Raw genomic sequence first — 13,553 nt, 5'->3', positions numbered from 1 at the left:
GTTGTCGCCGTGCGCACCTTCCTCGCCGTCCTGGCCTCTGCGGTCCTCGCGGCGACCGTCGGCTGGGGCGTCACCCACCTCGGCTTCTACGTCGCCGGCGTCGGCCACACCTTCCAGGTCTGGACGCTGGCGTGCTGGGCGCTCTTCGCCGCGGCCCTCCTCCTCCTGCGACGCGTTCCGGCCCGGGCCGCCACCGCGGTCGTCCTCGTCGGCGCCGCCCTGATCGGCGGTGCGGCGATCGCCGGCCCGCCGAACACGAGCACCGACTCCGCCCGCTACGCGTGGGACGGAATCGTTCAGGGCCACGGCATCTCCCCCTTCGCGCACGCTCCCAACTCGGCGGTGACGCGCGACCTCAAGCCCGACTGGCTCTTCCCCGCCCCGACGACGGCCGCCGACGGGACGCAGGAGTGCACCGGCACCCGTGTCTTCACGACGCACGAGAAGGGCACGCACGACCTCCTCTGCACGACGATCAACCGACCCCGCGTGTTCACCATCTACCCGGCAGCGGCCGAGCTGTACTTCGCCGCCGTCCGGGCCGTCGTCCCGGTGACCGCGGAGTACTGGCCGTTCCAGCTCGCGGGCCTGATCCTGAGCCTCGGCGTCACCGTCCTGCTCCTGGCGCTCCTGCGCCGCCGGGGCCTCGACCCGCGCTGGGCCGCCCTCTGGGCCTGGTGCCCCCTGGTCGCGTCCGAGGCCGTGACCAACTCGCACGTCGACCTGCTGGCGGCCGTGGCGGGGCTGGGGGCGACCGCGCTCGTCGCGAGCAACAGGCGATGGCGCGGCGGAGCCGTCCTCGGGGTGGCGATCGCGGTCAAGCTGTTCCCCGTCGTGGCCGCGCCGGCCCTGCTGCGGCGCAGGCCGGTCGGCGTCGTCGTCGGCGCGATCGCCGCTTTCGCACTGCTCTACGTGCCCTACGTCATCTCCACCGGCCCGAAGGTCATCGGCTTCCTGCCCGGCTACCTCATGGAGGAGGGCGTCGACGACGGCTCCCGCTTCGCCCTCGTGTTCCTCTTCGTCCACGGCAAGGCGACGACCGTCGCGGCCGTGCTGATCCTCCTCGTAGTGGCGCTGATCGTCTGGCGCACGACCGACCCCGACAACCCGTGGCTCGGCCAGCTCGTCATGATCGGCGCGTTCCTGCTGGTGCTGAGCCCGCGCTACCCCTGGTACGCCCTGCTGCTCGTGCCGTTCGTCGCGATGACGGGCCGCTTCGAGTGGCTCGGCATCGCGCTGGCGATCTCGATCCGGCAGTTCTGGCCGTACGCGTACGTGCGTGCGTGGACTCTCGGCGCAGCTCTCGTCATCATCGTGGCGATGGCGATCTGGCGGTCCGGCCCGGGCTGGCGGGGCCGTATCCGCGATCGTGCGCGCGACGAGTGGCACCTGCTCCTGCCCGCGCGACTCCAGCGCCGCTAAGGTCGGGCCATGCCACAGATCAGGATCTCCGAGGCCGCCCGCTATCTCGGCGTGAGCGACGACACCGTCCGCCGCTGGATCGACAACGGCACGCTCGACGCCGAGAAGGGCCCGAACGGCCGCACCGTCATCGACGGCCTCGCGCTGGCGAAGCTCGCTCAGAAGAACGCCGTCCTGCCCGAAGACACCTCCGACATCGGCCGCTCCGCGCGCAACCGCTTCATGGGCCTGGTGACGAACATCGTCATGGACACCGTCATGGCTCAGGTCGAGCTGCAGTGCGGGCCGTTCCGCGTCGTCTCGCTGATGAGCAGCGAGGCCGTCCGCGAGCTCGGGCTCGAGCTCGGCTCCGTCGCGATAGCCGTGGTGAAGGCGACGACGGTCATCGTCGAGACCCCGCCGCAGAAAAACTAGCCGGGCGACCAAACCGTTCTCGGGCGGGTGTCGAACTCATCACTGCGAATCACTGATCAGATCGCACCCCTCTCTGCCGGCGAGAGACCCGAAGCCGGCTGACCATCCCAGCAGTACGGAACCACCAGCATCACGGAATCACCAGCAAGACCGCTCCACCAGCGCCACACCGGATCGGTGAACGCCCGGCGGCCCGCAGCGAACAACTCGCGTTGCGGTCCCCGGGCGTTGCTCGTTGACGGGGTGCCGTCTCTTACGACCTCGTGACAAAGATCCCCAGGGCGCAGGAACTTCGACCCGCCTCGTTTAGGCTCATCCAATGGTCGTCTCTCTCGGAATCCCCACCCTCCCCGGGCGGGTGCACGGCGCGACCGACGGGCGCCCCGCGACTCCCGGCCTCGTCGACCGCTTCGGCCGCACAGCGACGGATCTCCGCGTCTCCCTGACCGATCGCTGCAATCTGCGCTGCACCTACTGCATGCCCGCTGACGGCCTGCCCTGGCTCGATCGCGAGCAGGCGCTCAGCGCCGACGAGATCGTCCGCCTCGTCGAGATCGGCGTGCGAGACCTCGGTGTGCGCCAGGTGCGGTTCACCGGCGGCGAGCCGCTGCTCCGCGCCGACCTCGTCGACATCATCGCCCGGTGCGCCGCCCTCGAGCCCCGCCCCGAGCTCTCGCTGACCACCAACGCGATCGGCCTCGCGTCGCGTGCGGAGTCGCTCGCGGCCGCCGGTCTCGACCGGATCAACGTGTCGCTCGATTCGCTCCACGCCGAGACGTTCATGAAGGTGACGAGGAGGCCGTTCCTCGAGCGCGTCCTCGAGGGCGTCGACGCCGCTGCCGCCGCAGGCCTCGGCCCCATCAAGATCAACGCCGTCCTGCTGCCGGGCGTCAACGACCACGAGGCGCCGGCGCTGCTGCGCTGGGCGCTCGAGCAGGGCCACGAGCTGCGCTACATCGAGCAGATGCCCCTCGACGCCGACCACACCTGGAGCCGCTCCAGCATGGTGACGGCGGCCGACGTCCGCGCGCTGCTGGCACCGCACTTCAGCCTCGCCCCCGTCGAAGCGCCGCGCGACGGCGCACCCGCCGAGCGCTTCACCGCGACGGCGACCGACGGCTCGGGCCTGACCGGCACCGTCGGCATCATCGCCTCGGTGACCGAGCCCTTCTGCGTCGACTGCCGCCGCACGCGGCTCACGGCCGAGGGCAGCGTCCGCAGCTGCCTGTTCTCGCACACCGAGACCGACCTCCGCGAGTCGCTGCGCTCCGGCGCCGACGACGCGGCGATCGCCGGGCTGTGGCGCGGCGCGATGTGGCAGAAGCCGGCCGGGCACGGGTTGGACGACCCCTCGTTCGTGCAGCCGGCCCGCTCGATGAGCGCGATCGGCGGCTGAGCGTGGCCGTGACGGTGACCCTGCGGTTCTTCGCCGCGGCCAAGGGAGCGACCGGGCTCGACGAGATCGAGTGCGTGTCGGCGGAGGTCCCGACGCTGGGCGAGCTCGTCGACGCGATCCTGCCCGCGGCCGGCACCGACCCCGACGAGCTGGAGCGCATCTTCACTCGCTGCTCGTTCCTGGTCGACGGTGTGACGACGCGAGATCGGGCACAGCGCGTCCCCGGCGGTGCCGTCGTCGATGTCATGCCGCCCTTCGCCGGAGGCTGAAGCAGACCAACACAGTGCCGGAGGCTGAAGCAGACGAACACAGTGCCGGAGGCTGAAGCAGACGAACACCAGACCGGCACCGGCCCCTCAGCCGCGCAGGTTGGGCCTGAACCCGTCGGGGTCGATGTCGCCGAGCGGCAACGGCACGCGGCCCGTCCCGGCGGTGGGCGAGGCGGCACCGGCGAGGGCGGACGGCCGCAGGGTCCAGCCGAGCATGCCGCGGGTGAGCACCGTGACGTCGTACCCCTCCTGAGCGAGGAGCCGGGCGGCGGCGCGCGAGCGCGGCTCGCGCGCGCAGTACACGACGACGGGAACAGCCGGATCGAGCTCGGGCCGCACCGGCGTGGTCGAGCCGAAGCCGGCGGCGAGCACCGAGCCCGGGATCGCCTCGACGTCGTGCTCCTGCCGCTCGCGCACGTCGACGAGCGCGAAGTCGTCGGTACCGGCCGCTCGGGCGGCCAGGCGAGACTCGAGGGCGTCGGCGGCGATCACGCGCACCTGCGCCTCGGGCTGCGGGGCGGCGTGACGCGGGGTGCCGAGTTCCTGCGCCCTGGTCGCCTGTCGCTCGGGCGAGCGCACGAGGCGGCTCTCGCGCCAGGTGCCGGTGAGCGCGTCGATCGTCGCGATCCGGCCCAGCAGCGGTTCACCCGCTCCGGTCACGAGCTTGAGCACCTCGGACGCCATCACAGACCCCACGGTGCCGCAGAGGGGGCCGAGGACCCCGACGTCGGAGCACGACTCGTCGAACCCGTCAGCCGGGGGCTCGGGGTGCAGGTCGCGGTAGTCGACGCCGCGGCCGTCGGGGGCGGCGTCCCAGAAGACGCCGACCTGGCCGTCGAACCGCGAGACGCTGGCCCAGACGACCGGGAGCCCGCGCTCGGCAGCGGCATCGGCGACGACGTAGCAGGTGTCGAACGAGTCGCTCCCGTCGACGACGATGTCGTAGTCGTCGAAGATGCTCGCAGTTCTCTTCTCGAGCAGGAACGCGTGCACGCGCACGTCGACCGAGGCGTTCGCGGCACGCACCCAGTCGGCCGCCGCCCTCGCCTTCGGTAGCCCCACCTGGTCGGGCCGGTACAGCACCTGCCGCTGCAGGTTCGAGACGTCCACGACGTCGTGGTCGACGATTCCCAGAGTTCTGACACCTGACATCGCGAGATACTGGATGACCGGAGAGCCGAGGCCGCCTGCGCCCACGACCAGGACACGCGCCCGGCCGATGCGCTGCTGGCCGTCGAGACCGATCTCAGCCAGTCGTGATGTGCGTGTGTAGCGTTCGACCTCTGGCAGGCCGCCCGCCGAGGGGCTCGTCTGCTCCGAACGTCCATCATCAGCGCTCGCGCCGTCACCGCCAGCACCCACCAGGGGAGGAAGCCGCACCATGACCGACCTCCTCGACTCGCGGACCGCTGCGACACCCACTGTACGACGCCGGTCGTTGCGTCCTGCTGGGTGGTACCGCGACGTGCGAGCGCGCCGGTTCGGAGACGCCGGGATCGCCGGGGCGTTCGCGTTCCTGCTCTCGGTGGCCTTCTCGTGGGTGCCGTCGGTGTGGTTCGACGAATCGGCCACGGTCGTGTCGGCGACGCGTTCGTACAAGCAGCTCTGGGCCGAGGTGCAGACGGTCGACGCTGTGCACGCCACGTACTACGGGCTGATGCACGGGTGGTTCGACCTCGTCGGCTACACGCCGTTCACGCTGAGGTTTCCGAGTGCTGTCGCCACGGGACTCGCCGCGGCGCTGGTGGTGCTGCTCGCCGCGCGGTTGACCGACAAGCGCACGGGCCTCGTCGCGGGCCTCGTGTTCGCTGTGCTCCCCCGCGTGACGTGGATGGGCGCCGAAGGTCGTTCATACGCGACCGCGACCCTGCTCGCCGTCGCGCTGTCGCTGGTGCTGATGCACGCCACGACGAGGCCGCGGCCGTCGAAGCGTCTCTGGGTGCTCTACGGCGTTCTCGCCCTGGCGGCCGGCATGGTCTTCCTCTACGTCGCGCTCGTCGTCGTCGCGCACGGTCTCACCCTCGCGCTCTGGGCTCTCCGCAGCCGTCTGCACGACCGGGAGACACCGTGGCGCCAGGCCCTCGGCGGCTGGGTGATCGCCTCGGCGGCCGCGGCGCTCGCGCTGATCCCTCTCGCTCACCTCGCCAGCTCGCAGTCGCGCCAGATCAACTGGATCCTGCGGCCCGGCTGGAACGTCTTCCCGAACGTGCTCGGCTGGCAGTGGTTCATGGCCAACTGGCAGCTCACCGCCGTCGCCTGGGCGCTCGTCGTGGTCGGAGTCGTCTCGGTGCTGCGCCGGGGTGCGCGTCATAACGCGCCCAACGTGCTCCAGGTCGTCGTGCCGTGGATGGCTGTGCCGACGGTGGGGCTCATCGCCGTCTCGATGGTCTCGAACCCGGTGTACTCGCCGCGTTACGTGACGTTCGGCGCTCCGGCCGTCGCGATCCTGATCGCCGTCGGGCTCACGGCGCTCAGCCGCCGCCGCTTCATTGCGGCCGGCCTCGTCGTGCTGATCGCCCTGACCGCCCCGAGCTACGTGAGCCAGCGCCAGCCCGAGGCGAAAGACAACTCGTCATGGGCCGAGGTGGCCGACCTCATCGCGCATGAGCGGTCGCTCGAGCCCTCGGGCGGCGACGACGCCATCATCTACGGCCACCTGCGACGCCATGCGGCCGCGTCGGCGCGCAACATCGCGTACACCTACCCCGACGCGTTCGCCGGCCTCACCGACGTCACCCTGAAGAAGCCCGCCGCCGAGACCGGCAAGCTCTGGGAAGACCGGTACGCGCTCGCCGACACGATCGAGCGGGTCGACGGCCACGAGTACGTGTGGCTCGTCACCAGCGACAAGCGCGACATCCGGCCGGCCGTGACGCAGGCGCTGGCCGATGAGGGGTTCCGCATCGAGAAGCAGTGGCACCTGACCTACGTCAACATTGTGCGGTACAAGCTCGGCTGATCGAGTGTCGGTGCCGATCGCGGGTGTTCGTGCCGCCCGCGGCTGTGGGACGCCGAGCCGAGCTAGTCGGCGACGACCCGCGCGCCATGTACCGGCCCCGTCGCCCGCACGACGTCGAGCCCGGAGGCGCTGAGCGCGATCTGCAGCTCGAGGGCTCCGTCGAGGTCGGGCGCCAGGAAGGCGACGGTCGGCCCGGACCCCGAGACGACGCCGGCGAGGGCGCCGTTCTGCTCGCCGAGCTCGAGCACGTCGGCGAGACCGGGCTCGAGGTGCAGCGCGGGCGCCTGGAGGTCGTTGTGCAGGACGTCGGCCAGAAGCGCGGGGTCGCCGGCGCGGAGGGCCTGGAGCACGCCCGACTCCACCCGCGGCGTGCGCACGACCGGGCTGATGTCGGCGCGGTGTCGGTTGCGGTGCTCGTCGAGCTCCCGGTAGACGGCGGGCGTCGAGAGGCCGAAGTCGGCCAGGGCGAGCACCCACTGGAAGCTGCCCTGTGCCAGCGCCGGGCTGAGCTCGTCGCCGCGCCCGGTTCCGATGGCAGTGCCGCCCATCAGGGCGAAGGGGACGTCGGCCCCGAGCTGGGCGCCGAGACGGAGGAGCTCGTCGCGCGAGAGCCCCGTGCCCCACAGGGTGTCGCAGGCGAGCAGCGTCGCGGCCGCGTCGGCGGACCCTCCGCCCATGCCTCCGGCGACGGGGACGTTCTTGTCGATGACGAGCTCGACGCCGCCGCGATGGCCGGTCGCCTTCGCCAGCAGCTTGGCCGCGCGGATCGCCAGGTTGGTGTCGTCGACCGGCACGCCTGACAGGTCGATGCCGGCGTGCACCGACGTGAACCGCACCGTGAAGGCGTCGGCCTCGGCGGCGCGCACGTCTTCGTACAGCGAGACGGCCTGGTAGGCCGTCGCCAGCTCGTGATAGCCGTCGTCTTGCAGGTCGCCGACGCGCAGGTAGACGTTGATCTTGCCTGGCGCACGAGTGTGGACCACAGTCGGGCTCCCCACGGACGTCATACGTCCAACCTACCGGGAGACGGAGGCCTCTCGTGCCGACGGCGACTCCGCACGCACCAGCGGGATGACGTCGCGGGCGAACCGCTCCATCTCCTCGACCTGGGGCGAGAACTGCAGCAGCAGCGTGTCGACGCCGGCGGCCTCGAACTCGAGGATCCGGTCGGCGACCTGACGCGGCGTGCCGATGAAGCCCGGGCGGAGTCCGCGATTCGACACCGAGTAGTCGCGCAGGTCGGGCTCGTGCTCGAGGTGCGACTGGGCGACGAAGTCCTGGTACGACTCGTACGCGGCGCCATGACTCACGTCGGTGATGCGCGCGAGCTCCTGCTCCGCCTCCGCCTCCGTGTCGCGGACGATCGCGTACGCAGCCATGCCGAACGCCTCGAACGGCGTCGCGCCGGCCTCGGCGCGCTTGGCCTTCATGTCGTCGACCTTGGCGCGGAGCTCGTCGACGGTTCCGCCGTGCGTCAGGTAGGCGTCGGCGAACCCGACGATCGCGGCCTTGCCGGCCGGGCTCTCGCCACCGGCGTAGATACGCGGCTGAACGTGGGGCTTCGGCTCGAGGTGGGAGCGCTCGAGGTCGTAGTAGTCGCCGTGGAAGTCGAAGGGCGTCTCGTTCCACAGACCCTTGAGGATCGAGACGAACTCCGACGTGCGAGCGTAGCGATCGTCGTGCTCCGAGAAGATGCCGCCGTACTGCCGGGCCTCCTCGGCCCACCACGCCGAGACGACGTTCAGCGTGAAGCGGCCGTTCGACACCTCGTCGATGGTCGCCGCCTGCTTGGCGGTGACGGCCGGAAGATGGTAGCCGGGGCGCACCGCGACCATCAGCTCGAGCTTCTCGGTCACGGCGGCGATCGACGCCGTCAGCGCCCACGCCTCGAGCGACGGGGCGGCGACGCCCTTGATGTCGTTGAGGTTGAGCTCGGGGATCAGGGTCAGGTCGAACCCGACTCGCTCAGCCGTCTGCACGACCTTCTTGACGTAGTCGAAGGTGACGGGCATCTGCTCGTCGTCGACGTTGCGGAGCCAGCCGCCGAAGATCGGGGTCCAGAAGCCGAACCTCACGCGAGGACCTCGACAGGGGCCGTCTCCGGGTAGGCGGCCGCCAGCTCGCGCCCGAGGAAGCGCGCGATCTCGCGCGGCCCGGACAGCGTCGCCGCGGCCTCGACCTCCGGGTTGTAGTTCGTGTTCGTGTTGACGTCGTAGACCACCGTGCGGCCGTCGGTCGTCTCGATGAACTCGATGCCGGCGATCTCGATGCCCTGATCGCGCAGGAACTCGGGAAGCCGCCGGACCAGCGGGTGCTCGGCGATCGGCTCGCCGCCGGCGGTCCTCTCCCGCAGCGCGAAGAGCGGCGCCTGTCCGGGCAGCGCGCACGCGTCGGCGGGGCAGAACTCGAAGGTGCCGCCGGAGGTGTCGACGCGGACGGCGTAGACGAACTGCGAGTCGACGAATTCAGCCCTCGTGACGAAAGACTCGGCGCCGACCAGGAGTTCCTGAATGAGAGTGATGCCATCGGGAGACGACTCGAAGTCGTCGGACTCGACCCAGGCGGCGAACTCGGCCTGGTCGTCCCAGCGCCGCACGCCCAGGCCCTTGCCGCCTTGGTTGTGCTTCGAGATGAAGGGGATGGCGAACGTCGCGGCGGTGGCCGCGAGGTCGCGGGTGCCGAAGACGGCCTTGGTCTTCGGCACATCGAAGCCGAGACGCTGGAGGGCGAGGTGCTGCTGCACCTTGCTGACCTCGATGTCGATGACCTTCCGCCCGTTGACGACGCGGCGACCGGCGGCCTCGAGCCACGACAGGGTCGCCCGCGTGTACTCCTTCGAGAACTCGTTGCCGCGCGTGTGGGCGCTGGCCGACATGCGCGACCAGTAGATGCCGGGGGCGGGCTCGGCAGTGAGGTCGATGGCGCCGTCGGTGAGCAGCAGCTGCTCGACGGGGACTCCCTCGAGCTCGAAGGCTCGGGCCAGCGGCGGGAACCACTCGGGGTTCTCGTGGATCACGTACACGGTGGGCTGATCGGTCACCCGCTCAGCCTAGGCACTCCCCCCGAGAACCGCAGAAGTGTTTCGCCGCGCTACGCGTCGCCCGTCGCTCTCGGAGGCGCGACGGGCAGACTGACGGCATGGCACGTCTCCAGCACTTCGGATGGTTCTTCGGCCGCGGCTTCGGGCCGCAGGGATGGCTCCGGCCGGACTGGCACTGGAACCTGCGGTGGGACCGCCCGGGGCTCTACCAGCAGTCGGCCACGGAGCTCGAGCGCGCCGGCCTCGACCTGCTGATCATCGAGGACAGCCTCTCCCCCGGCCCGAAGGAGCAGCTCGACCTCCGCGTGCGCGGGGCGCTCGGCGCCCCGAAGCTCGACCCGCTGCAGCTGACACCGTGGCTGTTCGCAGCGACGGAGCACCTCGGCGTGGCCCCCACGGTGAACGCCGGGGTGCTCCCGCCGTACCTCGCCGCCCGCAGCTTCGCGACCCTACAGCACCTGAGCGACTACCGCGTCGGCATCAACGTCGTCACCGACGTCAAGGGCAGCCGCCACTTCGGCATCCCCGAGCTCGACCACGACGCCTCGTACGACCGCGCCGAGGAGTGGATGCATGTCGTGCGCCGCCTCTGGCACAGCTGGGCCGACGGCGCCGTGGTGGAGGACACCGAGACGTGGCGCTACGCCGACGGCGCGAAGCTCGACGCGTTCGAGCACCGCGGCGAGTACTTCTCGCTCGACGGCCCGCTCAACGCCCCGCCCTTCGACGGGAACGAGGGCGGCAAGGCCGATGGCGACCCCCTCATCGTGTCGCCCGGCGGCTCGGGGCGCGGGCTGGAGTTCGCCGGGCGCAACAGCGACGTGCAACTCGCACTCGCACGGCTCGACGTGGAGACGGTTCGGGCCTACCGGGCCCGGATCCATGAGGCCGCGCGGGCGCAGGGCCGAGTTCCTGCGTCCCTTCGAATTCTCTTCGTGCTGACGCCCGAGATCGTCGCCTCGACGGAGGAAGCCGATCGACTGGTCGCGGCGAGCGCGCACCCGAGCGACTCCGACCTGCACGAGGTGATCGAGCGGCAGTCGATCATCACCGAGACCGACCTGACCGGCCTCGACCTCGACAGGCCGCTCGACCTGGCCGTGTTCGGGCAGCACGTGTCGAAGGGCAGCATCGGCGGGCTCGTGGGCAACGCTGACCCGGCGACTCCGCTGCGCGAGCTGTTCACCGCGAAGTACCGCAAGGGGCGCATCAGCGACGGCACGGGCTTCGTCGGGACGGTCGGCGAGATCGCCGACTTCATCGAGGAGCTCGGAGACGACGCCGACAACGACGGCTTCATCTTCAACGGCGACCTTCACCCGGCGACGGTGCACCGGACCCTCGATGCGCTCGTTCCGGAGCTGCGGCAGCGCGGGATCCTGCGGCGCGAGTTCGGCGGAGGCGGGCTGCGCTCGAACCTGCTCGACTTCTAGCTCCGGGCCCTGTCCGCCCTTCGACCCACCTCCGGGGGACAGATCACCCCTGTTCGAGGGTCGCATTCCGCCCGAAAGCGAAGTACTGTCGCAGAAACGGCTACCCGAGCCGCCCTCGCTTCGACCCGCTTCCCGACGGACCGCCCCTTACCCAGGCGTGCCCGGCGGGGCGAACGAGTCAACCGAATACACATCTCTGAGGCACACTTGTCTTTCCTGTCCCGAAACAGGAGATTGCCCGCAGTCGTGGCCGCCGTAGCGCTCGTCGCCGGCAGCCTCCTCTCTGCGGGTGCCGCGCATGCGGACTCCGCTCCCACCACCCCGAGCTCCACGACCCCCGCCACCGTCACCGCGGACTCTCTGACAGCGCCGCAGATCAACGGCGTCGTCTGGACGCAGCTGATCGTGGGCAACACCGTGTACGTCGGCGGCTCCTTCACCAAGGCCCGCCCCTCCGGATCACCCGCGGGCGTGAACGAGGTCGCGCGCTCGAACATGCTGGCCTACGACGTGCGCACCGGCGTGCTGCTTCCGGCGTTCGCGCCCAAGGTCAACGGCCAGGTCCTGGCCATCGCGGCAACGGCCGACAAGAAGCACCTCTACATCGGCGGCGACTTCACGAAGATCGGCACGGCGAAGCGGAGCCGCGTCGCCGAGATCGGCGGCACCACCGGAAACCTCGTCGGCGGGTTCGACCCGGCGGCGAGCGGGACCGTCCGCTCGATCGTGCTGCGCGGCAGCTACCTCTACCTCGGCGGCTCGTTCGCGAAGATCAAGGGCAAGGTCCGCACGCAGATCGCCGCGGTGAGCCCGAAGTCGGGGTCGCCGTCGTCATGGGCGCCGAAGCTGGCCGGCGGCCAGGTCACGTCGATCGCGATCTCGCCCGACGGAAAGAAGGTCGTGCTCGGCGGCAAGTTCACGTCGACGAACGGCTACGGACGCAGCATCAAGAGCTCCTACAGCGGCTACGGCATGTCGGCCGTCTCGCGCTCCACCGGCAAGTCGATGCCGTGGCCGGTGAGCAAGCTCGTGCAGGACGGCGGCCTGAACGCCGCCATCACCAGCTTGAGCTCGTCGTCGGCGGGAGTGGTCGGAAGCGGCTACGTGTACGGCGTCGGCGGGAACCTCGAGGGCGCCTTCCGCGCCGACTGGAACGGCAACCTCGTCTGGCTCGAGGACTGCCACGGCGACACCTACTCGTCGGTGATCGTCGGGAGCATCGTCTACACGGCAGGCCACGCGCACTACTGCGGCAATCTCGGCGGGTTCCGCGAGAGCACTCCGACCATGCACTACCCCGCCCTGGCCTTCACGATGGCCGCGACGCAGAAGCTCACGAACAACGGCTCGAAGAACTACGCCGACTTCTCGGGCAAGCCCGCCCCGACGCTGCTCGACTGGTTCCCGACCATGTCGATCGGCACCTACACCGGTCAGAGCCAGGCGGCCTGGAGCGTGACCGGCAACTCGAAGTACGTCGTCTACGGCGGCGAGTTCCCGACCGTCAACGGCGTCGCCCAGGAGGGCCTGGCCCGGTTCGCAGTGTCATCGCTCGCATCGAACTCCGCAGGCCCCCAGGCGTCGGGGGCGACGTTCGTGCCCTCCGCGGTCTCGTCGCGCGCCGGACAGGTAACCGTCAGCTGGCCCAGCAACTCCGACCCCGACAACGCGACTCTCACGTACACGCTCTACCGCGACAGCGACTACGACCACCCGGTCACGTCGATGACGTCGAACTCGACCTTCTACTACCGGCCCTCGCTGCAGTTCGTCGACACCGGGGTCACCGCGGGGCAGACGTACTCGTACCGCGTCCGGGCGACCGATCCGTTCGGCAACAGCGTGCTCGGCGACGCGATCAGCGTGACGGTGGCGAGCGCGACGACGACCGGGTACGAGGGGGCGGTCTTGCAAGACGCCCCGGTCGATTTCTGGCGCCTCGGCGAGGGCGCGACCGCACAGGCGACCGACTCGACGAGCAGGTCTCCGCTGGTCGTGTCGGCGGTCTCGTCCAGCGGGCGCTCCGTCGAGACGGCGACTCCCCCGGTCATCGGCACCGGTTCGAGCTACGGGCACTCGCGCGACGAATCGACTCCCGCCATGAAATCGCTGACCATCGAGGCCTGGTTCAAGGCCGCCAAGGGCGGCTCCGGCACGATCGTGGACTTCGGCAACAACGCGACGTTCCTGTCGAGCGTCGTCGACCGCAGCCTGGTGCTGCAGTCCAACGGCACGCTGACGTTCGGCGTCCGCAACCCGGGCCGCGTCGCCGTCGCGACCTCGAAGTCGTACGCCGACGGCAAGTGGCACCAGGCGGTGGTCACCGTGTCGACGACGTCGATGCGCCTCTACGTCGACGGCAGGCAGGTGACCGGCAAGAGCGGCACGTTCGCCATGTCGAAGGCATGGGGCTACTGGCGGGTCGGCGGAGACTCGGCATGGCCGGGGCCGCGGTTCTTCGTCGGGAGCATCCGCGACGTGTCGGTGTACTCCTCGACGCTCTCCGCCGATCGCGTCGCCGCTCACTACGCCGCAGCGGACGTGAATTCCTGAGATTTCTTCGGCTAAGGGTCGCGCTGGACGCGGTTCAGAGCCTAGGATCGCGGCAACCACCAGACCA

11 protein-coding genes are annotated in these 13,553 nt (G+C 70.5%); 7 read left to right on the top strand and 4 right to left on the bottom strand.

The window, feature by feature from the left end; translation table 11 throughout:
- Positions 1-9 precede the first annotated feature (9 nt).
- From AC3CBB_RS00995 to AC3CBB_RS00980, 4 genes are all read left to right on the top strand, one after another.
- Entirely contained in the window at positions 10-1,422 is a 1,413-nt protein-coding gene (locus AC3CBB_RS00995) for a glycosyltransferase family 87 protein (RefSeq protein WP_123506302.1), read from the top strand.
- 9 nt (positions 1,423-1,431) lie between these two features.
- Positions 1,432-1,836, top strand: coding sequence for a TOBE domain-containing protein (locus AC3CBB_RS00990; RefSeq protein WP_488625648.1), 405 nt, complete (start codon positions 1,432-1,434; stop codon positions 1,834-1,836).
- 319 nt (positions 1,837-2,155) lie between these two features.
- Positions 2,156-3,232 (top strand): GTP 3',8-cyclase MoaA, encoded by a 1,077-nt coding sequence (moaA, locus tag AC3CBB_RS00985; RefSeq protein WP_488625647.1) that lies wholly within the window; start codon positions 2,156-2,158, stop codon positions 3,230-3,232.
- Between the two features lie 8 nt (positions 3,233-3,240).
- Positions 3,241-3,501: a MoaD/ThiS family protein gene (locus AC3CBB_RS00980; protein ID WP_488625646.1), complete on the top strand. Its 261-nt coding sequence runs from the start codon at positions 3,241-3,243 to the stop codon at positions 3,499-3,501.
- Between the two features lie 87 nt (positions 3,502-3,588).
- On the opposite strand, the gene AC3CBB_RS00975 is transcribed toward AC3CBB_RS00980, so the two are convergent.
- Entirely contained in the window at positions 3,589-4,791 is a 1,203-nt protein-coding gene (locus AC3CBB_RS00975) for a ThiF family adenylyltransferase (RefSeq protein WP_488626768.1), read from the bottom strand.
- 91 nt (positions 4,792-4,882) lie between these two features.
- On the opposite strand from AC3CBB_RS00975, the gene AC3CBB_RS00970 reads away from it, so the two are divergent.
- Positions 4,883-6,460, top strand: a complete 1,578-nt coding sequence (locus AC3CBB_RS00970; RefSeq protein ID WP_488625645.1) for a glycosyltransferase family 39 protein — start codon at positions 4,883-4,885, stop codon at positions 6,458-6,460.
- Between the two features lie 62 nt (positions 6,461-6,522).
- On the opposite strand, the gene AC3CBB_RS00965 is transcribed toward AC3CBB_RS00970, so the two are convergent.
- Genes AC3CBB_RS00965 through AC3CBB_RS00955 form a run of 3 tightly spaced genes read right to left on the bottom strand, consistent with a single transcriptional unit; the run spans position 6,523 to position 9,500 of the window.
- Positions 6,523-7,467, bottom strand: coding sequence for a 4-(cytidine 5'-diphospho)-2-C-methyl-D-erythritol kinase (locus AC3CBB_RS00965; RefSeq protein ID WP_123506308.1), 945 nt, complete (start codon positions 7,465-7,467; stop codon positions 6,523-6,525).
- Between the two features lie 9 nt (positions 7,468-7,476).
- Positions 7,477-8,535, bottom strand: coding sequence for an LLM class flavin-dependent oxidoreductase (locus tag AC3CBB_RS00960; RefSeq protein WP_123506309.1), 1,059 nt, complete (start codon positions 8,533-8,535; stop codon positions 7,477-7,479).
- The gene (locus tag AC3CBB_RS00955) at positions 8,532-9,500 is read right to left on the bottom strand and encodes an ATP-grasp domain-containing protein (protein ID WP_488625644.1); all 969 of its coding nucleotides are present in this window, start codon (positions 9,498-9,500) and stop codon (positions 8,532-8,534) included. The genes AC3CBB_RS00960 and AC3CBB_RS00955 overlap by 4 nt, the downstream gene beginning before the upstream one ends.
- Positions 9,501-9,598: 98 nt before the next feature.
- Here AC3CBB_RS00955 and AC3CBB_RS00950 point away from each other — a divergent pair, with 98 nt between their 5' ends.
- The gene (locus AC3CBB_RS00950) at positions 9,599-10,933 is read left to right on the top strand and encodes an LLM class flavin-dependent oxidoreductase (RefSeq protein ID WP_488625643.1); all 1,335 of its coding nucleotides are present in this window, start codon (positions 9,599-9,601) and stop codon (positions 10,931-10,933) included.
- A 246-nt stretch (positions 10,934-11,179) separates the two neighbouring features.
- Positions 11,180-13,486, top strand: coding sequence for a LamG domain-containing protein (locus AC3CBB_RS00945; RefSeq protein WP_488625642.1), 2,307 nt, complete (start codon positions 11,180-11,182; stop codon positions 13,484-13,486).
- The last annotated feature ends 67 nt before the right edge of the window (positions 13,487-13,553 follow it).

The organism is Frondihabitans sp. OV104 (genome assembly GCF_057787745.1).
This window is presented reverse-complemented; position numbering and strand designations above follow the sequence as displayed.